Origin of the sequence: Bradyrhizobium elkanii USDA 76 (assembly GCF_023278185.1) — a bacterium.
GTDB classification, from domain to species: Bacteria; Pseudomonadota; Alphaproteobacteria; order Rhizobiales; family Xanthobacteraceae; genus Bradyrhizobium; species Bradyrhizobium elkanii.
Map to the genome: position 1 here is coordinate 4,883,529 of NZ_CP066356.1, position 21,310 is coordinate 4,904,838.

Annotated in this window: 15 protein-coding genes; 8 read left to right on the top strand and 7 right to left on the bottom strand. The window is 64.5% G+C overall.

Going from position 1 to position 21,310, the window contains the following annotated elements:
* Positions 1-70: 70 nt before the first annotated feature.
* Both JEY66_RS23835 and JEY66_RS23840 read right to left on the bottom strand, forming a co-directional pair.
* Positions 71-1,564 carry a sensor histidine kinase gene (locus JEY66_RS23835; RefSeq protein WP_041482851.1) on the bottom strand — a complete coding sequence of 498 codons (1,494 nt, stop codon included), beginning with the start codon at positions 1,562-1,564 and terminating at the stop codon, positions 71-73.
* A gap of 16 nt (positions 1,565-1,580) precedes the next feature.
* Positions 1,581-7,871, bottom strand: coding sequence for a HAMP domain-containing protein (locus tag JEY66_RS23840; RefSeq protein WP_018271643.1), 6,291 nt, complete (start codon positions 7,869-7,871; stop codon positions 1,581-1,583).
* A gap of 275 nt (positions 7,872-8,146) precedes the next feature.
* On the opposite strand from JEY66_RS23840, the gene JEY66_RS23850 reads away from it, so the two are divergent.
* Positions 8,147-10,135, top strand: coding sequence for a hybrid sensor histidine kinase/response regulator (locus JEY66_RS23850; protein ID WP_018271642.1), 1,989 nt, complete (start codon positions 8,147-8,149; stop codon positions 10,133-10,135).
* A gap of 142 nt (positions 10,136-10,277) precedes the next feature.
* Here the strand turns inward: JEY66_RS23850 and JEY66_RS23855 are convergent, their stop codons facing one another.
* Complete coding sequence (locus JEY66_RS23855; protein WP_225646739.1) at positions 10,278-10,460, bottom strand: hypothetical protein; 183 nt, start codon at positions 10,458-10,460, stop codon at positions 10,278-10,280.
* A 169-nt stretch (positions 10,461-10,629) separates the two neighbouring features.
* Positions 10,630-10,938, bottom strand: coding sequence for a hypothetical protein (locus JEY66_RS23860; RefSeq protein ID WP_018271641.1), 309 nt, complete (start codon positions 10,936-10,938; stop codon positions 10,630-10,632).
* A gap of 61 nt (positions 10,939-10,999) precedes the next feature.
* Here JEY66_RS23860 and JEY66_RS23865 point away from each other — a divergent pair, with 61 nt between their 5' ends.
* Together JEY66_RS23865 and JEY66_RS23870 are read left to right on the top strand one after the other, a co-directional pair.
* Positions 11,000-11,200 carry a DUF3072 domain-containing protein gene (locus tag JEY66_RS23865; protein WP_026192767.1) on the top strand — a complete coding sequence of 67 codons (201 nt, stop codon included), beginning with the start codon at positions 11,000-11,002 and terminating at the stop codon, positions 11,198-11,200.
* Between the two features lie 118 nt (positions 11,201-11,318).
* Positions 11,319-11,573, top strand: coding sequence for a hypothetical protein (locus JEY66_RS23870; protein ID WP_016845793.1), 255 nt, complete (start codon positions 11,319-11,321; stop codon positions 11,571-11,573).
* A gap of 172 nt (positions 11,574-11,745) precedes the next feature.
* Here JEY66_RS23870 and JEY66_RS23875 read toward each other — a convergent pair whose 3' ends face one another.
* On the bottom strand, positions 11,746-12,003 hold the full coding sequence (locus JEY66_RS23875) for a hypothetical protein (protein WP_018271640.1): 258 nt from the start codon (positions 12,001-12,003) through the stop codon (positions 11,746-11,748).
* Between the two features lie 112 nt (positions 12,004-12,115).
* Here JEY66_RS23875 and JEY66_RS23880 point away from each other — a divergent pair, with 112 nt between their 5' ends.
* Entirely contained in the window at positions 12,116-14,185 is a 2,070-nt protein-coding gene (locus JEY66_RS23880; protein ID WP_018271639.1) for an ATP-dependent helicase, read from the top strand.
* Between the two features lie 761 nt (positions 14,186-14,946).
* On the opposite strand, the gene JEY66_RS23890 is transcribed toward JEY66_RS23880, so the two are convergent.
* On the bottom strand, positions 14,947-15,243 hold the full coding sequence (locus tag JEY66_RS23890) for a PilZ domain-containing protein (protein ID WP_210291394.1): 297 nt from the start codon (positions 15,241-15,243) through the stop codon (positions 14,947-14,949).
* A gap of 219 nt (positions 15,244-15,462) precedes the next feature.
* Between JEY66_RS23890 and JEY66_RS23895 the strand changes: the two genes are divergently transcribed.
* From JEY66_RS23895 to JEY66_RS23905, 3 genes are read left to right on the top strand one after another with little or no spacing between them, the layout of a single operon-like run.
* Positions 15,463-16,869, top strand: coding sequence for an MFS transporter (locus JEY66_RS23895; RefSeq protein WP_018271637.1), 1,407 nt, complete (start codon positions 15,463-15,465; stop codon positions 16,867-16,869).
* Positions 16,870-16,880: 11 nt separating this feature from the next.
* Positions 16,881-18,068 carry an acyl-CoA dehydrogenase family protein gene (locus tag JEY66_RS23900; RefSeq protein ID WP_018271636.1) on the top strand — a complete coding sequence of 396 codons (1,188 nt, stop codon included), beginning with the start codon at positions 16,881-16,883 and terminating at the stop codon, positions 18,066-18,068.
* A 24-nt stretch (positions 18,069-18,092) separates the two neighbouring features.
* Complete coding sequence (locus tag JEY66_RS23905; protein ID WP_026192764.1) at positions 18,093-18,494, top strand: VOC family protein; 402 nt, start codon at positions 18,093-18,095, stop codon at positions 18,492-18,494.
* Between the two features lie 263 nt (positions 18,495-18,757).
* On the opposite strand, the gene JEY66_RS23910 is transcribed toward JEY66_RS23905, so the two are convergent.
* Positions 18,758-19,495, bottom strand: a complete 738-nt coding sequence (locus tag JEY66_RS23910) for a Spy/CpxP family protein refolding chaperone (protein ID WP_026192763.1) — start codon at positions 19,493-19,495, stop codon at positions 18,758-18,760.
* 455 nt (positions 19,496-19,950) lie between these two features.
* On the opposite strand from JEY66_RS23910, the gene JEY66_RS23915 reads away from it, so the two are divergent.
* A complete protein-coding gene (locus tag JEY66_RS23915) occupies positions 19,951-21,291 on the top strand; it encodes an ABC transporter substrate-binding protein (RefSeq protein ID WP_018271633.1) in 1,341 nt (446 codons plus the stop codon).
* Positions 21,292-21,310 lie beyond the last annotated feature (19 nt).

The window sequence follows — 21,310 nt, forward strand, 5'->3', positions numbered from 1 at the left end:
CCACGAACGGAGCGGTCAAGCTTCGTTAACCGCAGCGTCCGGCGCTTGGTTCCTGTTCGGCCGGGAGGCGCTACACGGCTCTGGAACTGACCAAGGGCTTGCGTTCGGCTGCCGACGGTTCGCGGAACGCCGGCGTCTCCCCGACAATCGCCTTGAGCGGAACCGTGAGCCGGCACACCAGGCCCTCGACGCGCCAATCGAAGTCGGCGCGGCCGCCGAGCTGGGTCTCGATGCTGGCGATGACGCTTCTCGTGCCGAAACCTTTCTGCTTCGGCTTGGTCACGGGAGGTCCGCCGGATTCCACCCAGACCAGGATCAGCGTGTCGTCGTGCAATTCCCAGGTGATCGCGAGCCGGCCCGACAGCACCGACAGGCTGCCATATTTGGCGGAGTTGGTGACGAGCTCATGCAGCGCCAAGGCCAGGGTCTGCGCGGTCGCGGGCTGCAACTGCACCTCCGCGCCATCGATCTGGATCTGCCCGGCCTCCGAATACGGCGCGATCTCCTCGGCGACCAGCCGCCGGATTTCGGCGCCCTGCCAGCTCGACAGCGACAGCACGGTGTGAACGCGCGCCAGCGCCGTGATGCGGCCCTCGACCGCCCGCACATAGGCGGTCACGTTCTGGGCGCGCGTCAGCCGCACGATCGACTGCGCCAGCGCGAGCGCGTTCTTGGCGCGATGATCGACCTCGCGGGTCAACAGGCTCTGCCGCTCCTCGGCCTTCTTGCGATCGGTGATGTCGACGGTGACGCCGCTCACCCGGACCACCTTGCCGTTGCGGTCGCTGGTGGCCGCGGCTGTGCCGACGCACCAGCGCACCTCGCCGTCCGGCCGCATGACGCGGAATTCGGTTTCGTAGGACGTCTGGCCCTTGCCGAAGCCGGTCCAGGCTTGCCGGAGGTGTTCGACGTCGTCGGGATGAAACAGCGCCTGTATATTGTCGGAGGTGAGCTTGAAGGACTTCGGGTCGACGCCGAAGATCTTGTATTGCCCCTCGTCCCACATCCAGTCGCCGTTGACCCAATCCCAGTCCCACGAACCCATCTTGCCGGCTGCAATCGCCATGCTGCGGCGCGCCTCGCTCTCGACCAGCCGCGTGGTCGATTGCTCGAGCTCGGCGGTGCGCGCGCGCACGCGATCCTCGAGCTCTGCGTTGAGGCGTTCGAGCTGTCGTGTCTTGCGGTAGAGCTCGGCGAACACGCGGATCTTTGCCCGCAGCACCTCGGGCACGACAGGCACCGGCACGTAATCGACCGCGCCCATCTCGTAGCCGCGAAGCCGGTCGATATCGCTGACCTGGATCGCCGAGATGAAGATCATCGCGGTCTTCTGGAAGCGCGGATGTTCGCGGATCATCGCCGCGAGCTCGAAGCCGTCGAGCTCCGGCATGCAGACGTCGACCAGGATGACCGCGACTTCGTTCTTGAGCAGGAACTCCAGCGCCTCGCGGCCCGACGACGCGGCGACGAGCGTCTCGCCGAGCTCCTTCAGGATGACCTCATAGGCCAGCAGCTTCGCCGGCTGGTCATCGACCAGAAGGATGTTTACCTTTTCGTGGTCCATCATGTTCGATCGCCGATCAGCGGTGCAGCCACATGCGGATCGCCAGCAGCAGTTGCTCGGTGTTCACGGGTTTCGCCAGATAGTCGGACGCGCCTGCCTCCAGGCATTTCTCTCGATCGCCTTTCATCGCCTTCGCGGTCAGCGCGATGATCGGCAGCCGCGCGAAGGCGGAGTTTTGCCGGATGGCGCCGATGGTCTGGTAACCGTCCATCTGCGGCATCATGATGTCCATCAGCACGATGGCAATCTTGGGATTGGATTCGACCAGCGAGATGGCCTCGTGACCGGTTGTCGCAGTCAACACCTTCATACCTCGCCGCTCCAACACGCTCGAGAGCGCGAAGATGTTGCGGGCATCGTCATCGACCAGCAGTGCGGTCTTGCCAATAAGATCCTCGTCGGAACTATTGAGCTTCTCCAGCATCCTCTGTTTTTCGACCGGCAATTCCGTGATCACACGGTGCAGGAACAGTGACGTTTCGTCGAGCAGGCGCTCCGGCGATTCCACGCCCTTGACGACGATGCTGCGCGCCATCGTGTGCAGTTCCGCGTCTTCTTCGGCCGAAAGTTCCCGGCCCGTAAACACGACAACGGGAATATTGGAGAGCGCCTCGTCCTTGCGGATCTGATCCAGCACTTCGAAACCGCTCATGTCGGGCAGGCGCAGGTCGAGCACGACGCAGTCGCACGGATTTTCGCGCAATGTCGAGAGTGCCCCTGCCCCGGTGCCGGTGGTCACGATCTCGATATCCTCGTGCCCGAGCAGTTCGGTAATGCTGAGCTGCTCCGCCGCATTGTCCTCCACAATCAGCAGGCGCTTGCGGCGCGGTCTGGCGTATTCCTTGATCTGCGACAGCGCCGCGCTGACGCCTTCCGTCGTCGTCGGCTTGTTGACGAAGGAGAAGGCGCCGCGCGCCAGCGCGTGCTGTCGGTCCTCGTCGAGCGTGATGATCTGAACCGGAATGTGACGGGTCAGCGGATTGTGCTTGAGCTGGCTCAGCACCGTCCAACCCAGCATGTCGGGCAGGAAGACGTCGAGCGACACCGCGCTCGGCTGGAACTGCTTGGCGAGATCCAGCGCTTCGGCACCGCGGCTTGCGACCAGCACCTTGAAGCCCTTGTCGCGCGCCAGATCGATCAGCACCCGCGCGTAATGCGGATCGTCCTCGACGATCAGCAGGATGGTGTCGCCGGGCTCGAGATCGAGCCGGTCGTCCGGAAGCTGCTCGATCACACGCTCTTGCGCGCCAGACGCCTGCAGCGCCGGTGCCGGCGTGTGCGGCATCGGGAGCGGCTGAGCCTGCTGACGCAGCGCCACCGACGGTCCGGCATATTTCAGCGGCAGATAGAGCGTGAAGGTCGAGCCCTTGCCCGGCGCGCTGCGCAGATGGATCTCGCCGCCGAGCAGACCCGCGAGCTCACGGCTGATCGCCAGTCCAAGACCGGTGCCGCCATATTTGCGGCTGGTGCCGGCGTCGGCTTGCTGGAACGCCTCGAAGATCAGCTTCTGCTTGTCCTGTGGAATGCCGATGCCGGTATCCGACACCTCGAACGCAACGACCGCAGGCGCCGCATTGAGGATCGGGTGCTCCACACTCCAGCCGCCGAGCGCGGCCGACACGGTCAGGCTGACGCCGCCTTCCGCGGTGAACTTGAACGCATTCGACAACAGGTTCTTGAGCACCTGCTGCAGCCGCTTGGAGTCGGTAACCATGCTGCGCGCAAGATTGGCGTCGACATCGATGCTGAACGACAGATGCCGGTTCTCCGCCTCGTGCCGGAACGGCCGTCCGACGGTCTCGAGCAGGCTCGATGTCAGGATTTCCTCGGCCTCGACCGTCACCGTGCCGGACTCGATCTTGGAGAGATCGAGGATGTCGCTGATCAGGTTCAGCAGGTCGGTGCCGGCGCCGTGAATGGTGCGGGCAAACTCGACCTGCTTGCCGGTCAGATTGCCGTCGGGATTTTCGGTGAGCTGCTGGCCCAGGATCAGGATCGAGTTCAGCGGCGTCCGCAACTCGTGCGACATGTTGGCGAGGAATTCGGATTTGTACTTCGAAGTCAGCGACAGCTCGGTCGCCTTCTCTTCCAGCGCGCGCCGCGCCTGCTCGATTTCCTGGTTCTTGCGCTCGACGTCGACGTTGCGTTCGGCAAGCTGCTGGGCCTTCTGCTCCAGCTGATCGTTGGTCTGCTGCAATTCTTTCTGCTGGGTCTGCAACTCGCCGGCGAGCTGTTGCGACTGCTTGAGCAGCGCCTCGGTCTGCATCGTCGCCTCGATGCTGTTGAGCACGATGCCGATGCTGTCGGTCAACTGTTCGAGGAAGGTGATCTGCGAGGTCGTGAACGAGGAGATCGAGGACAGCTCGATCACCGCTTTGACCTGGTTCTCGAATTGCACCGGAAACACGACGAGGTTCTTCGGCATGATCCGCATCAAGGCCGAATTGATCGGCACCGCATCGCCGGGAATCTCGGAGACGAGGCGCTGGCGCTTGTCGAGCGCGCATTGGCCGATCAATCCCTCGCCGAACTGGACGATCTGCGGATGCGGATTGCTGCTGTCGCTGGCATAGGCCGACAACAGACGCAACTGCGCGGTCTCGGGATTGTCGACCTGGTAGATCACGCCCATATGCGCGTTGATCAGCGGCGCAAGCTCGGTCAGCAGCAGCCGGCCGACGGTCGCAAGATCGCGCTGGCCCTGCAGCATGTTGGTGAAGCGCGCCAGATTGGTCTTCAGCCAGTCCTGTTCGGTGTTGCGCTCCGTGGTGAGACGGAGGTTGCCGATCATCGTGTTGATGTTGTCCTTCAGCTCCGCGACTTCGCCGCGGACGTCGACCTGGATCGAGCGCGTCAGGTCGCCCTTGGTCACGGCGGTGGCCACTTCCGCGATCGCGCGCACCTGCGAGGTCAGGTTGGCCGCGAGCAGGTTGACGTTGCCGGTGAGATCCTTCCAGGTGCCGGCCGCGCCGGGCACGTTGGCCTGACCGCCGAGCCGTCCCTCGACGCCGACCTCGCGCGCCACGCTGGTGACCTGTTCGGCGAAGGTCGCAAGCGTCTCGGTCATGTTGTTGATGGTGTCGGCGAGCGCGGCCACCTCGCCCTTCGACTTCACCGTCAGGTTCTGCTTCAGATCGCCATTGGCGACCGCGGTCACCACCTTGACGATGCCGCGCACCTGCTCGGTCAGGTTGACCGCCATGACGTTGACGGTGTCGGTGAGATCCTTCCAGGTGCCGGCAACGCCGCGCACCTCGGCCTGGCCGCCGAGCTTGCCTTCGGTGCCGACCTCGCGTGCCACGCGCGTCACCTCGCCGGCGAAGGCGTTGAGCTGGTCGACCATGGTGTTGATGGTGTTCTTGAGCTCGAGGATTTCGCCCTTCACGTCGACCGTGATCTTGCGCGACAGGTCGCCGCGCGCCACCGCGGTGGTGACTTCGGCGATGTTGCGCACCTGGGTGGTCAGGTTCGCGGCCAGCAGGTTGACGTTGTCGGTGAGGTCCTTCCAGGTGCCGCCGACGCCGGGCACCACGGCCTGGCCGCCGAGCCGTCCCTCGGTGCCGACCTCGCGCGCCACGCGCGTCACTTCGGCGGCGAACGAGCGCAGCTGCTCGACCATCGTGTTCAGGGTGTCCTTGAGCAGCAGGATCTCGCCGCGCACGTCCACCGTGATTTTCTTGGAGAGGTCGCCGCCGGCGATCGCGCTCGCGACCTCGGCGATGTTGCGGACCTGCGCAGTCAGGTTCGACGCCATGAAGTTGACGTTGTCGGTCAAATCCTTCCAGGTGCCGGCGACGCCGGGCACTTCGGCCTGGCCGCCGAGCTTGCCCTCGGTACCGACCTCGCGCGCCACGCGCGTCACCTCGCCCGCAAACGCGTTGAGCTGGTCCACCATCGTGTTGATGGTGTTCTTGAGCTCGAGGATTTCGCCCTTCACGTCGACGGTGATCTTGCGCGACAGGTCGCCGCGGGCCACGGCGGTGGTCACCTCGGCGATGTTGCGGACCTGCGCGGTTAGGTTGCCGGCCATCGAGTTGACGTTGTCGGTCAAGTCTTTCCAGGTGCCGGCGACGCCGGGCACGTTGGCCTGGCCGCCGAGGCTGCCGTCGGTGCCGACCTCGCGCGCCACGCGCGTCACCTCGCCCGCGAAGCGGTTGAGCTGGTCGACCATCGTGTTCAGCGTTTGCTTCAGTTGAAGGATCTCGCCGCGCACGTCGACCGTGATCTTGCGCGACAGGTCGCCGCCGGCGATCGCGGTCGCGACTTCAGCGATGTTGCGGACCTGCGCCGTGAGATTGCCGGCCATCGAGTTGACGCTGTCCGTCAGGTCCTTCCAGGTGCCGGCGACGCCGGGCACCTCGGCCTGGCCGCCGAGCTTGCCGTCGGTACCGACCTCGCGCGCCACGCGCGTCACCTCGCCGGCGAAGGCGTTGAGCTGGTCCACCATCGTATTCAGCGTTTCCTTCAGCTGAAGGATTTCGCCCGACACGTTCACCGTGATCTTCTTCGACAGGTCGCCCTTCGCCACCGCGGTCGCGACCTCGGCGATGTTGCGGACCTGCGCGGTCAGGTTCGAGGCCATCGAGTTGACGCTGTCGGTGAGATCCTTCCAGGTGCCGGCGACGCCGCGCACCTCGGCCTGGCCGCCGAGCTTGCCTTCGGTGCCGACCTCGCGCGCCACGCGCGTCACCTCGCCCGCGAAGGCGTTGAGCTGGTCCACCATCGTGTTGATGGTGTCCTTCAGCTCGAGGATTTCGCCGCGCACGTCCACCGTGATCTTCTTGGAGAGGTCGCCGCCCGCGACCGCCGTCGTCACGGCGGCGATGTTGCGGACTTGCGCGGTCAGGTTCGACGCCATGAAGTTGACGTTGTCGGTCAGATCCTTCCAGGTGCCGGCGACGCCGAGCACGTTGGCCTGGCCGCCGAGCTTGCCTTCGGTGCCGACCTCGCGCGCCACGCGCGTCACTTCCGACGCGAAGGCGTTGAGCTGGTCGACCATGGTGTTGAGCGTTTCCTTCAGCTGAAGGATCTCGCCCGACACGTTGACCGTGATCTTCTTCGAGAGGTCGCCGCCGGCGATCGCGGTCGCGACGTCGGCGATGTTGCGGACCTGCGCGGTCAGGTTCGACGCCATGAAGTTGACGTTGTCGGTCAGGTCCTTCCAGGTGCCGGCAACGCCGGGCACCTGGGCCTGGCCGCCGAGCTTGCCTTCGGTGCCGACCTCGCGCGCTACGCGCGTCACTTCCGACGCGAACGAGTTGAGCTGGTCCACCATCGTGTTGATGGTGTCCTTCAGCTCCAAAATCTCGCCGCTGACGTCGACCGTGATCTTGCGCGACAGGTCGCCGCGCGCCACGGCCGTGGTCACGTTGGCGATGTTGCGCACCTGGGCGGTCAGGTTGCCGCACATCGCGTTCACGGAGTCGGTGAGGTCCTTCCAGGTGCCGGCGACGCCGGGCACGATCGCCTGGCCGCCGAGCTTGCCGTCGGTGCCGACCTCGCGCGCCACGCGCGTCACTTCCGACGCGAACGAACGCAGCTGGTCGACCATCGTGTTGATGGCTTCCTTCAGCTGCAGGATCTCGCCGCGAACGTCGACCGTGATCTTCTTGGACAAGTCGCCGTTGGCGACCGCGATCGTCACCTCGGCGATGTTGCGGACCTGGCCGGTCAGGTTGTTGGCCATCGAGTTGACGCTCTCGGTCAGGTCCTTCCAGACGCCGGTCACTTCCGGCACCTGGGCCTGGCCGCCGAGCTTGCCCTCGGTGCCGACTTCGCGCGCCACGCGCGTGACCTCCGAGGTGAACACCGAGAGCTGCTTGATCATCGTGTTGACGATGTTCGCCGACTGCAGGAATTCGCCGCGCAGCGGCCGGCCCTCGACGTCGAGTTGCACGGTCTGCAGCAGGTCGCCCTGCGCCACCGCGGCGACCGCGCGGGTGACTTCGCGGGTCGGCCACAGCAGATCGTCGATCAGCGTGTTGACCGAACTCTCCATATCGGCCCAGGCGCCGCTGGCGAGGCCGAAATTGACGCGCTGGCGGGTCTGTCCCTCGCGGCCGACGACCTGGCCGACGCGCGCCAATTGCTGCGCCATGCGCTCGTTGGCGGCTGCGATTTCGTTGAAGGCGTCCGCGATCTTGCCGTCGATGCCGAGATAGTCGCCGCGCATCCGAACCGAGAAGTCGCCGGCGCGCATCGCCTGCAGCGATTGCAGCAGGTCGTGCGAGGAATCGAGGCTTCCGTTGGATGATTGGGCGTGGCGTGTATCAGCACGGGGACGAGGCGGCGAACCGAGATCGGTCATGTAATTTCCCCTACGCGCTGGCCGCGAATCCAGAGACTCGGAAAGGCCAGTGCGACCATAAGAATGACTGCCCTTGATCTATTCAAGCGGGAAAACGCCAAAGCCGCAATTTCTGACGCAAACCGAGTACCTTAATCGCGACTGGAACCAAAAGTTCCAACCGCCGGCGGGACTTTTCTGAAGGCCGACCCAAGCCGGTCGGATTACCCCGCGATCCTCGTGTCCGCATGGAACATTGGCTTCCCCCGCGCGTTTCGGCGGGGGCAGGATCGGTGATGGTTAAGAAATCAGAACAGCTCGAACGGGGAATCGTTGCGAGCCGGCGCGATTTTCGGCCGCCGGCTGGCGGCGTGGTCGACTACGCCATTTGCATGCTCGCGCCCGATGGACGGGTGATCAACTGGAACAAGGGTGCTGAGCGCATCACCGGCTATCCGGCCAAGGCGATCCTCGGCAAGCACTTCTCGGTCTTCTATCCTGCCGAAGACCGCGCATCCGGCGTTCCGGCGAAAGCGCTGCAGATGGCGCGGAAGGAAAAGCACTCAGCGGCCGAAGGCTGGTGTCTCCGCAAGGACGGATCGCAATTCTACGCCGCTGTGGTCATCGATCCGATCCATGAGAAGCGCAAGCTCGTCGGCTACGTGATGGTCATCCGCGACATCGCCGAGCGGCATCGGGCGCGCGCGGATCTCGAGGCCAGCGAAAGCCAGTTCCGTCTGCTGGTGAGCAATGTCACCGACTATGCGCTCTACATGCTGACGCCGGCCGGCATCGTCGCCAATTGGAACGCCGGCGGCGAGCGCATCAAGGGCTATTCGCCCGGCGAGATCATCGGCCAGAACTTCGCGCGGTTCTATACGCCGGCCGACCAGGCCGCCGGCAAGCCGGCCCGCGCACTCAAGATCGCGCAAGAGACCGGGCACTATGAGGAGGAAGGCTGGCGAGTCCGCAAGGACGGTTCGTTCTTCTGGGCGAGCGTCGTGATCGATCCGATCCGCGACAGCGACGGCAGCCTGGTCGGCTTCGCCAAGATCACCCGGGACATTTCCGAGCGGCGCGACGCGCAACAGAGGCTCGAACAGGTGCAGCGTCAGCTGGCGGAATCGCAGAAGATGGATGCGCTGGGTCAGTTGACGGGCGGAGTCGCGCACGACTTCAACAACCTGCTGATGATCATCTCCGGCAATCTGCACCGGATCAAGCGCGAGGTAACGAGCGAACGGGGCAGGCTTGCACTCGGCGCGATCGAAACCGCATCCGAGCGTGCCGCATCCCTGACCAGGCAGCTCCTCACCTTCGCGCGTCGGCAAAGCGTCAATCCGCAGATCATCAACGTCGCTGACAGGATCGCCGCGGTGCGCGAGGTCCTGACCAGCGCGCTTGGCGGCGCGATCAAGCTGAACATGGAGATCAGAGCGGATCTCTGGCCGATCTTCGTCGATCCGACAGAATTCGAGACCGCGCTGATCAACCTCGTGGTCAATGCGCGGGATGCGATGGCCGGCGGCGGCAAGCTGACCATCGAGGCGCGCAATGTCCCGGAAGCCGCCCAGGTGGTCGTCAGCGTTACCGACACCGGCGAAGGCATTCCCGACGATGTCATGAACAGGGTCTTTGATCCCTTCTTCACCACCAAGCCGGTCGGCAAAGGGACCGGCCTTGGGCTGTCCCAGGTTCATGGCTTCGCGCACCAGGCGGATGGCCGGGTCGAGATTACAAGCGCGCTCGGCAAGGGCACGACGGTCAGCATCTATCTCCCGCGGGGGACCGCGCCCGCACAGCGCACGGCTACGGGGCACCGCGCGCCCGGCTCGGCCACGATCCTGCTGATCGAGGACAATCCTGCCGTCGCCGATGCGAGCACGGGCCTGCTCGAACAGCTCGGCTACACCGTGCGCTGGGCCTCGAACGCGGAGGCAGCCTTGTCGGAAATCGACGCCAACGGGATCGATGTGGTGTTCAGCGACATCGTCATGCCCGGCAGGATTGATGGACTGAAGCTGGCGCGCACGATCCGGGACAGAAAGCCCGAGCTGCCGATCCTGCTGACGACAGGCTACAGCGAGAGCGCGCGCGACGTGAGGTCCGACTTTCCGGTGCTGCGCAAGCCGTACCACATCCACGACCTCAGCCGCGAACTCGCGAAGTTGACGGGGCATGGGGTCGACAGCGCGACGAGCGGCCCGTCCGCCGACGCTTCGGGCGAGTTCGATGCCATCGCGCGTGACGTCGCGGCCAGACCAAAGGCGAAAGCCCGCTCCTAGTTCAAATGGAAGGGCTAAAGCATGATCCGGAAAAGTGCGAAGCGGTTTTCCCTCGCGACAAACGCGGGACGCGTTTGCGCGGAGATCATGCTCAAACAAGGAGCTAAAGCGCGATGATGGTTCAACCTGATCTCATCACGCTTTAGCGTTCCGCCGGCCAGCTTCGCCGCACCAATTGCACCCGCTCGATGCGGCTGCATTGCTCGCAGCGGTACTGAAGGATATCCCTGCCCTCGCTACCCGGATGGCTGCTCTCGAGCCGCATCGTCCTGATGCAGCTGATGCAGGAGATCAGCGTCAGCAGCGGACTGCGATCGTCATTCATCGATGCCCGCGGTGGCGCGGTCGGATCGGCGATCATGGCGCTGGGCGATGCTATCGTGTTGGCTCTCACCACAAGAAAATGCAGATCCTGCGGCTCGGGTTCCAGCCTTGAAACCTGATTTGGGCCTGAGCCGGTGTTCGAGGCTCCCTTCTTTGGTCGAACGGCCCGATCACACCCGAGCGTTGCTGTGACTGGCCCCGGGCTTCTTCGCCTTGTCCACCTTGACCTTCGCACCGGCGCGATCCTCGAAGCTCCGGCTGAGCCGCTCGCGTACCGTGGGGAGACGCTCGCCGCCGCCGGCGGCCTTCCACCGGACGATGAGCTCGGCCACTTCGGCTCGCATCGCCATCAGCCGGTACGACGCTTCACTGCAATCGAGGTCGCGGTTGACCTGATCCCGGATCGACGCCTCGATCAGGGTCATCTCAGCTCGCAATGTGCTGATCTTACGCCGAATTTCATTGATTTTGTTGTCCATGGCGTTTTAGAACAAAAATAGAACATATTGTCAAGTCACGATCCAGCAAACGAGGCAAGCAATGAGCGTGGCAGCGGTAAGATATGGTGGGGTTGCTGAGCGCCTTGGCGGGCTGATGACCCGTGCCCAGGCGCTGCGCTTGAGGAGCCTTGCCGAGGAGGCCTATCAGCCGAACCAGTACGCGCGCGACCTGACGTCCGAGGAAGCCGAACGGCGCATCGATGCGCTGAAGGCGGAGATCGCGCTGGCGGATTCTTTCTGAACCGTCCGCCCCAACCGGGCCGGACGTCCCCTTAAGGCTTTGATATAGCGGCGCAGCTAGGTCTGTTCCTGTTATTGCTGCGTTGTCCTATTGCTGCTTGGTCCTGGGGGAGCCTGACGTGCTGGAGCTGGAGAAGCGGTCGCCGCTTGCGTTCCCGATTACGCTGAAGGACGGGCGAACGCTCGCAACGGTTGGCGACGCTGCGGACTACCTGTCCGCGCTGAACCTGGATCAGCGTGAGCGCGGCTACTGGAAGACGGCGATCATGATGTTCAACAACGCCATGCGCGAGCCGGGTTATCTGAAGATCGCAACCATGAACCTCCGGTCCGCGCTCGTGTACGACCGCCTGGTCGACGACGTTGGCTCCTGATTGTGGTGCGGCGGCTACAGCCGAATCGACTGATGTTGCGTAAGGCCCTGTTCGTTATGGCCGCAAACAAGGTAACGGCGGTACACGCGACGGCCGGGCGCGCAATGCACTTCAGCCGTACTCTCGGGCCGCCTTGGAGGGCCAAGGGAACACCAGGGCGGCCCATTTCTTTTCAAAGCAATTTCGCGCGGACGAACAGCATCCGCAACGCGTTGGTCGCTTGCACTGTCAGCATGGCGTTCCCGGCCGCTCTCTCGAGCGCAACCAGCGCCTCGTCATGCAGCGAGCGGAACTCCATCCATTCGACGGCGCTGAGATTGCTGATGAAGCGATAGGCCTGGCCGACGGTCGCGAGCGTCACCGTCTCGCCGTTCAGCCGCACCTTGAACGTCGCCTTCAGCGGCGTGTCGGATTTGGATACGTCACCCATGGCGGGGTTGTGCGCCGCGCTGCGTTAATGTCAATCTAATTTCTCTGCATCCGCCTCGGTGCGTCGGCCCCAATGAATCGCAATGTCTGTTAGCGTTTCGTGGGGGTGATTCGTGACTGATCTTGCCAACACAGCCTATCTCGATGCGCTCAATGCCGAGCAGCGCCGTGCTGTCGAGCACGGGGTCGGCAAGGATTGCATCGTCGGCGCGCCGCTGTTGGTGATCGCGGGCGCGGGGTCCGGCAAGACCAACACGCTCGCCCATCGCGTCGCGCATCTGATCGTCGCCGGCGCCGATGCGCGCCGTATCCTGTTGATGACCTTTTCGCGGCGCGCCGCCGCCGAGATGGCCGGCCGCGTCGAGCGCATTGCGCGCCGCGTGCTCGGCGATCGCGCCTCGGTCATGACCGATGCGCTGAGCTGGGCCGGCACGTTCCACGGCATCGGCGCGCGGCTGCTGCGCGAATTCGCCGAGCGTATCGGCCTCGACCCGGCCTTCACGATCCATGACCGTGAGGATTCCGCCGACCTGATCAATCTGGTCCGCCACGACCTCGGTTTCTCCCGCACCGAAAGCCGGTTCCCCACCAAGGGCACCTGCCTTGCGATCTATTCGCGCTGCGTGAACGCGGAGATGCCGATCGAGGCCGTGCTCGGCCAGTTCTTCCCGTGGTGCTCCGGCTGGGCCAGTGAATTGAAACAGCTGTTCGGCGCCTATGTCGAAGCCAAGCAGCGGCAGAACGTGCTCGATTACGACGACCTCCTGCTCTACTGGGCGCAGATGGTGACGGACGCCGCGCTGGCCGAGGAGATCGGCGGCCGCTTCGACCATGTGATGGTCGACGAATATCAGGACACCAACCGCCTGCAGTCCTCGATCCTGCTCGCACTCAAGCCCACAGGACGCGGGCTCACCGTGGTCGGCGACGACGCGCAGTCGATCTATTCGTTCCGCGCCGCCACCGTGCGCAATATCCTCGACTTCCCGGCCCAGTTCAGCCCGGCCGCCGAGATCGTCACGCTCGACCGCAACTATCGCTCGACACAGCCGATCCTCTCGGCCGCCAATGGCGTGATCTCGCTCGCCAAGGAACGCTTCACCAAGAACCTGTGGACCGACCGGACCTCGACGCGCAAGCCGCTGCTCGTCACGATCCGCGACGAGGCCGATCAGGCCCGTTACATCGTCGAGCAGGTGCTGGCCAATCGCGAGGAAGGCACCCTGCTGAAGCACCAGGCGGTGCTGTTCCGCACCTCCTCGCACAGCGGGCCGCTGGAGGTCGAACTGACCCGCCGCAACATTCCGTTCGTGAAATTCGGCGGCCTCAAATTCCTCGACGCCGCGCATGTCAAGGACATGCTGGCGCTGCTGCGCTTCGCCGCCAATCCACGCGACCGGGTTGCAGGTTTTCGCATCCTGCATCTGTTGCCCGGCGTCGGCCCGGCCTCGGCGCAGCGGGTGCTCGACCGCATGACCGAGGCCGCCGATCCGATTGCTGCGCTCGTCGCGCTGCCCGCTCCGCCCCGCGCCGGTGCGGACTGGCGGCTGTTCGTGGAGGCCATCGAGAACCTCCGCTACTCGGAATGGCCCGTCGACATCGAACGCGCCCGCCTCTGGTACGAACCGCATCTCGATCGCATCCACGAGGACAGCGAGGTGCGCCGCGCCGATCTCATTCAGCTCGAGCAGATCGCCGCCGGCTACCCGTCACGCGAACGTTTTCTTACCGAACTCACGCTCGATCCTCCCGATGCGACCAGCGACCAGGCTGGCGTGCCGCTGCTCGATGAGGATTATCTGATCCTGTCGACGATCCATTCCGCCAAGGGGCAGGAATGGAAATCCGTCTATGTGCTCAATGTCGTCGACGGCTGTATGCCCTCCGACCTCGGCGCCGGCACGTCGGCCGAACTCGAGGAGGAGCGCCGCCTGCTCTATGTCGCGATGACCCGCGCCAAGGACGATCTGCATCTGCTGGTTCCGCAGCGCTTCTTCGTTCACGGCCAGGCCGCCAAGGGCGACCGCCACATGTACGCCTCGCGCACCCGCTTCATCCCGGAACGACTGCTGCCGATGTTCGAGCGGACCACCTGGCCGCGCGCCGCGGCCGCGCAAGCATCCCCGGCCAACCGCGCGCCGCCGATCGACATCGGTGCCCGGATGCGCGGCATGTGGCGCTAATGGCGGCCCCGAACGATTCTTGATGGGGCCTGGAACGAACGTGACTAGCCCGCGTTGAGGCGCCGTTCGTAATCGGCAAACGACCATCCCCGACGGCTTCGGCGCGCAGTTGCACGCTGGAGCCGTCTTTTTTGCGCCGCGTCAATTCACGCGAAAGCCAATTCACGCAGGAAACAATTCCGATGCCGATCTCGATGTCGCCGGCGCCGATCGCCCGCACCAGCGCGTCGTGCCTGTCGCGAAAGCTGCGCTGGATCTGGCGTGCCGCGAGCAAGGCCTGCACGGCATGATCGTCGCGCCGCACCGGGAAATTGAAGATCGCGAACACGGCGTCGCCGATGGTCTTGTTGAGGATGCCGTCATAGCGCCAGATCGCGGCGGCGCAGTCGTCGTAGAACGCGTCGAGCAGCGAGGTCAGCCCGTCCTGCGCGATGGTCTGCGTCAGCGTGGTGTAGCCGCGCAGATCGGCGAACAGGATGGTGGCGTCGATGGTCACGGCGCGCGCCTTCATGATTTTCGAGAAGGCCATCTCGCAGATCGTGCATGTGTTCGGGTTCATGCGGCTCGGCCCGACGCCGAACAGACGAAACGGCGCCGACAAGGGGCCGCGCAACGGGATCGGCATATGCAGGTTTTGCCAGCAGCCAAGGCAGATCGTTGCGGGTTCCGGCGTCATCGGCGGATCACCTGCTGTTCCAGCAATGAACCCGGGTCCCCTTGGCACGCTGGTTCATGGGCGTCCCCAATCGAGATTGCCGCGCTCAGGCGGTCGCCACGAAACTCACTCCAATTCGCGTCTTCTTGCTCCAGATCACTTGGCACTCATACACGACCGAGGCGTCGCGGGCCATCACCAGGCGGAATCTGTGCGGGACGAAGGCCGGATTCTCGACCTCGATGGCCGCCCCCTCCGGCGAGATGTTCACGATCGTGCAATGCATGACCGAACCGCCCGACGAGACATAGCCGGGTTCATTGACCTCGGTTCGCGGATGCTTGCGCTTTTCGTCCACCCGGCTGCTCCCCGCTTCGTCCACGCAAACGTGGGCGATCGACATTGCAGAAGTCAACGGCTCCGGCGGCCCCCATCGGGCTTTCGCACCACCATTTGTGCGCAGCAGTAAGCCGAACCGCTTATCGCGCCAATGCAGATGAGCCCCGCGTCGGCGCGGGCTTGTCGTTCGCGCTGGCGCGAGGATAGCCTCAGCCTATGGGCGATGCGCTGGCGCGACGCACGCTCCGAACAATAATGAACAGGCGCCATGGGGAGACGCGCCATGTTCGAGATTCTCGATCGCCGGACGACTCTGACCGGCAACCAGATCAAGATCCTTGCGGCGGCCATCATCGGCGATGCGCTGGAATTCTTCGACTACTTCCTGATCGGCTTCGTGCTCGCATTCCTGATCGGGCCCTGGAAACTCACCTTCGGCCAGTCGGCCACCGTGCTGATGAGCTCCGGCATCGGCGCCATCCTCGGCGCCTATCTCTGGGGCTGGCTCGCCGACCGGGTCGGGCGGCGTATCGTCTTCATCGGTACGGTGCTGAACTTCTCGATCGCGACCGGCCTGCTCTATTTCACGCCCGACAATGGCTGGGTCTATCTGGCGATTCTGCGCTTCTTCGTCGGCACCGGCGTCGGCGGACTTTATTGTGTCGACCTGCCGCTGGTGCAGGAGTTCATGCCCTCGCACAAGCGCGGCTGGGTCGGGGGCCTCGTCACCTGCGTGATCCCGCTCGGCGTCGGCCTCGGCGCGGTGCTGGGAGCCGTCATGGGAACCGATCAGTGGCGGCTGTTGTTTGCGATCGGCGTGCTGCCGTCGGTCCTGGTGCTGCTGGTTCGGATCTGGGTCCCGGAGTCGCCGCGCTGGCTGTGCCGGCAAGGACGCTATGACGAAGCCCGCAAGTCGCTGGCCTGGGCGCTACAGGTTCAGCCCTCCGAACTGCCGTTGCCGAGCGCGGCCGACGCCGGTCCGATCGTTACGACGAGCTGGTTCGACCTGTTCAAATATCCGCGCAGCCTGATCGTCTCCTGGCTTGGCAATGCCGGCGCGCAGACCGGCGTCTACGGCATCACGCTATGGGCGCCCGCGCTGTTCGTGCTGCTGCTGAAGGTGACGCCGCAGGAAGCCGCCAAGATGATGATCCTGCTCAGCGTCACCGGTTTCCTCGGCCGCATCTCGTTCTCCTATTTCTCGGAGCTGCTGGGGCGGCGCGTTGCCGGCGGCCTGCTCGGCTTCGGCGCCGGCGCGCTGACGATCATTGCCGGCTACCACTACGACGCGACTTTGTTCGGCATGTCGGCGTTCTGGCTGCTGCTGGCCGCCGTGTTCTTCTTCGCCGATGGCGGCTTTGCGATCGTCGGTCCCTACGCGGCGGAGGTCTGGCCGTCGCATCTGCGCACCACGGGGATGGGCTCGGCCTATGGCTTCGGCGGCATCGGCAAGATCATCGGGCCGGTCGGGCTGGCGCTGATCGTCGGTTCGAACAACTATCTCAAGCCCGACGTGCCACTGACCCAGATCCCGACCGCCTTTGTCTATCTCGGCTGCTGGTTCCTGATGGCGGGTGCCGTCTATTTGTTCTTCGGGCTCGAGACCCGTGGCAAATCGATCGAGCAGATCGACAAGGAGCTCAACGCGACGGCTGACGTCGCGGCCTCCGCAACGATCCGGCGCGCCTGAGGGAGGCGAACATGAATGTGACTTCTGCCGACCTTACCGGTGATCGCGACGTGATCGCCCGCGCCGAGGCGATCAGGGACGCGGTGGCGGCCGCCTCCAACGATATCGAAACGACGCGCCGCCTGCCGCCCGACCTGCTCGACCGGCTGCATGAGGCGCGGCTGTTCCGCCTGCTGCTGCCGCGTTCAACCAACGGGATCGAAACCGATCCCGTCACCTTCTTCCATGCCATCGAGACCATCGCCAAGGCGGATGCCTCGACGGCGTGGTGCCTGAGCCAGGCCGGCGGCTGTGCGATGTCGGCGGCCTATCTCGACCTGCCGGTCGCGCAGGAGGTGTTTGCCGACCCGCGTGCCGTGCTGGCCTGGGGCCCCGGCCCGAAGGTCAGGGCGATCGAGTGCGAGGGGGGTTACCGCGTCACCGGGGTCTGGTCGTTTGCCTCGGGCGGGCGGCACGCCACCTGGCTCGGCGCGCACTGCCCGGTCTATGCCGCGGATGGCTCGCCGCGCCGGGATGCCAATGGCGAGCAGGTCGAGCGCACCATGCTGGTGCGGACCGAGGACGTCGCATGGACCGACATCTGGAACACGGTCGGATTGCGCGGTACCGCCAGCGACCAGTTCGCGCTCGACGACTTCTTCGTCCGCGCGGACCATTCGATCACCCGCGAATTCGACCGCGAGTGCCGCGAGGATGGCCCGCTGTACCGGATGAGCAACCACACCTGCTACCAGATCGGCTTTGCCGGAGTCGCCTGCGGCATTGCGCGCAGCGCGCTCGACAATTTCGTCGACGTCGCCCGCAACAAGGTGCCGCGCGGCATGAAGAAGACGCTGCGGGACAATGCCGTGGTGCAGTCCGGCCTCGCCCAGGCCGAGGTCAATCTGTGCGCCGCCCGCGCCTTCCTGCTGCAGTCGATGGCCGACATCTGGAAGGATCTGGTTGCCGGCCACAGCATCACGGTCGCACAGCGCATGACGATCCGGATGGCGGCCACGCACGCCATCCACAAGGCGCGGGAGGCCGTCGACTTCGCCTACAACACCGCCGGCGCCACCGCGATCTTCGACGGCCATCCGCTGGAGCGGCGCTTCCGCGACATCCACACCGTGACCCAGCAATTGCAGGGCCGCTTCAGTCACTTCGAGACGGTCGGCGCCTGGATGCTGGGCGTCGATGCCGACCTCAGCTTCGTTTAATCCGATTTCTCAAGGAGAAGAACCATGCCATTGGGTGGACTACAGCATTACACCATCGAGCCGCAGGATCTGGAGAAGACCAAGGAGTTCTATTGCGATGTGCTCGGGCTCGAGAACGGCGAACGGCCGCCGCTCGATTTCCCCGGCTACTGGCTCTATTCCGGCGGCCAGGCCACAGTCCATCTAATGGGCACCCGCAAGCCGCGCGACGGCATCGTGGTGCGCGGCACCGAGAAGAAATATGAGGACACCGGGCGCCTCGACCATATCGCCTTTGCCGCCAGCGACGTCGAGGCCGTGCGCAAGCGCCTGCAGTCGAAGAACGTCACCTTCCGTGAGCAGATCGTGCCGCGCACCGGCGACACCCAGATATTCCTCTACGATCCAGACGGCGTCGGTGTGGAGCTGAACTTCCCGAAGAGCTGAGCACCGCCGCTCCCGGATCGCGATGGCCGGTTTTGTCGGCCATCCACGGCTTCGTTCGCGCTCGCGCTTGCGCTGTGGATGGTTCCCGACAAGGCCCTGACTCGGCCATCACTCGGGCGTGATCCGGTCCGTTTTTCTTCAACATTGAATGACGAATTAACCGGGCCGCGCCGCTGCGGCAGAATAGCCGGGTGCTGCGCCTTTAACCTACCCCAGGGCATGGTGGCCCGGCTATTCGTCCCCACTCGGCCGGCGCGATTTCCTCAGTCGAGCCCACGTTCGTGGCTCAGGCGGACCATTTCGTTGATGAAGATTTGTTTCTGCTTGTCGTCGAGGCTGGCAAACAGCGGCTCGGCGGCGTCGGCGACGCCGCGCTGATCGACCGCCCGGTCATTGAGGAACTGGGCCTCGTTGCGCATCTGCTCGATGATGTCATCAGGCGGATCGCGCTGCGCCCGCGCGATGCGCAGGTTGAGTCGGTCGGCGCCGTTGTGGCCGAGATAGTGCATCGCACTGTTGAAGCCGGCCCAGTTCTTCTCCTGCTCCGGCGTCAGGTTGAGCTCCTTCTTGATCCGTTCGATGTTGGCATCGCTGTTGGCGACGATCTGTTCGGCGGTCAGCTGCGGTGCACCGGCCTGGGTCAGCACGGTCGGCGCTTGCTTCGCGCCCTTGTCCTTGGCGGCGGCCTTGGCCGACTTGGAGGCCTTGGCGCCGGCCGCAGGTGCCTGCGGGTTCTTGCCGCTGCCGGTGGCGTTATTGCCATTGTTGCCGGTCAATACTCCGGTTACGCCGGTCACCACCCCGACAACGCCGCCGATCGCTCCGCCGAGAACGCCGCCGACCGGCCCGGCGGCCTTGTTGCCCTCGCGCGCACCCTTTTCGACGCCCTGCACGATCTGCGCATCGACCATATGAGGCACTGCGAGCAACGTGACGGTGGCGGCCCCAACTGCGGCGCACAATCTCCACTGCGCTCGCAGCTTCGCTACCGGGATGAGCATGATCGGGTCTCCGTGATCGGTGGTGGATTGCAGAATTGATGCGAGGTCAGGTTCGACGCATCCGGACTTTAGCGTTTCCGGCTTCGGCAAGTCTATCGGCCGCGCCGGGCATCACCATGGCGGAACAGGGTTCGCTGAGGCTTGGCCGGAAACCTGCGGCTCAACCGCGCACCGTCCGCGACCTTGTCTGCGTCACCCTCTGCGTGCATCGCAGCATGATCGCAAGACGCGCGGCTAACCGCCGGCAACTGCAATGATGCGAACGACACTGCCTGCTATTTGACCACAACGTTAGTTCTAGTTGGCATCAGCATCTCGTTTCTCGACAGATGCCGGCAATTCTGTTCTGATCGGTGTCAACGCAATCCCGCGACGTCGCGCAAACGTGACGCACAAAAACAACAACGGGATTCAAAAAAAGTCTTTTGTCCGTTGGCTACCAGGGAGGGAATGCCATGTCACGGAAGAAGCTCTCGCGCCGAGAATTCGTCGCGGCGACAGCGCTGTCATCGGCCGCGCTGATTACAGCCCCCTACGTACGTGGCGCCTATGCAGCCGGAAAGCTCTCGATGGGCTTCTGGGATCACTGGGTGCCCGGCGCGAACAGTGCGTCCACCGAGCTGGTCAATGAATGGGCTGCCAAGGAGAAGGTCGAGGTCCAGATCGACTACATCACCAGCCAGGGCAACAAGAATATCGTCACCATCGCCGCCGAGGCGCAGGCGAAATCCGGTCACGACATTTTCCAGATGCCGACGTGGTGGCCGCAGGCCAACGCCGAACTGCTCGAGCCGGTCAACGACATCATGGATCCGCTCATCAAGCTGAACGGCGAGGTCAACGGCACGGTGAAATATCTCGGCCAGGCCAACGGCAAATGGCTCGGCGTACCCGCCAGTGTCGGCAGCCAGATCAAGGGTCCCTGCTCACGCATCGACCTCATGAAAAAGCATGCCAACATCGACGTCCAGGAGATGTATCCGGCCGGAAGCGAGCCGAAAGCCGATAACTGGACCCTCGATACCTTCCTCAAGGCGGCTGAAGCCTGCCACAAGGCCGGATTCCCGTTCGGCATCGGCCTTGGCGAAACCAGCGACAGTGTCGACACCGCCGGCGCGATCTTCCAGTCCTTCGGTGCCCATTTGGTCGATGCCAAGGGCAACCTCACCGTCAAGACCGACGCGGTGCGCCAGGCCCTCGACTACTACAAGAAGCTGCTCGCCTTCCTGCCGCCCGACGTCTCGGCATGGGACGATGCCTCCAACAACAAATGGCTGGTCGCGGGCAAGGGCGCGATGATCATGAACCCGCCGAGCGCGTGGGCGGTCGCCAAGCGCGATGCTCCGCAAGTCGCGGAGCAATGCTGGACGCACGGGTTCCCGGCCGGGCCGAAGGGACGTTTCGCGCCCTATCTGCCGTTCTTCTGGTCGATCTGGTCGTTCTCGAAGAACAAGGAGGCGGCCAAGAGCCTGCTGACGCACCTGTCGCAGCCCGCATCGATCGAGAAGATGGTGGTCGCCAGCGGTGGCTATGACCTGCCGGCCTACGAAAAACTCACGACCTTGAAGGTCTGGGCGGAGCAAGCGCCGCCAAAGGGGACGCTCTACCACTATCCGAACCCCTACAAGCACCAGACGCTGTCGATTGCGGCCTCGCCCGCGCCGCCCAAGATCGCGCAGCAGATCTACTTCCAGGCCACGCTGACCAAGATGTGCCTGCGGTACTACCAGGGTGAAAGCATGGAAAAGACGCTCGCCTGGGCCGAGGGCGAGTGCGAAGGCTTCATGCGAAGCTGACGACAAGCGAGGTCTCGCG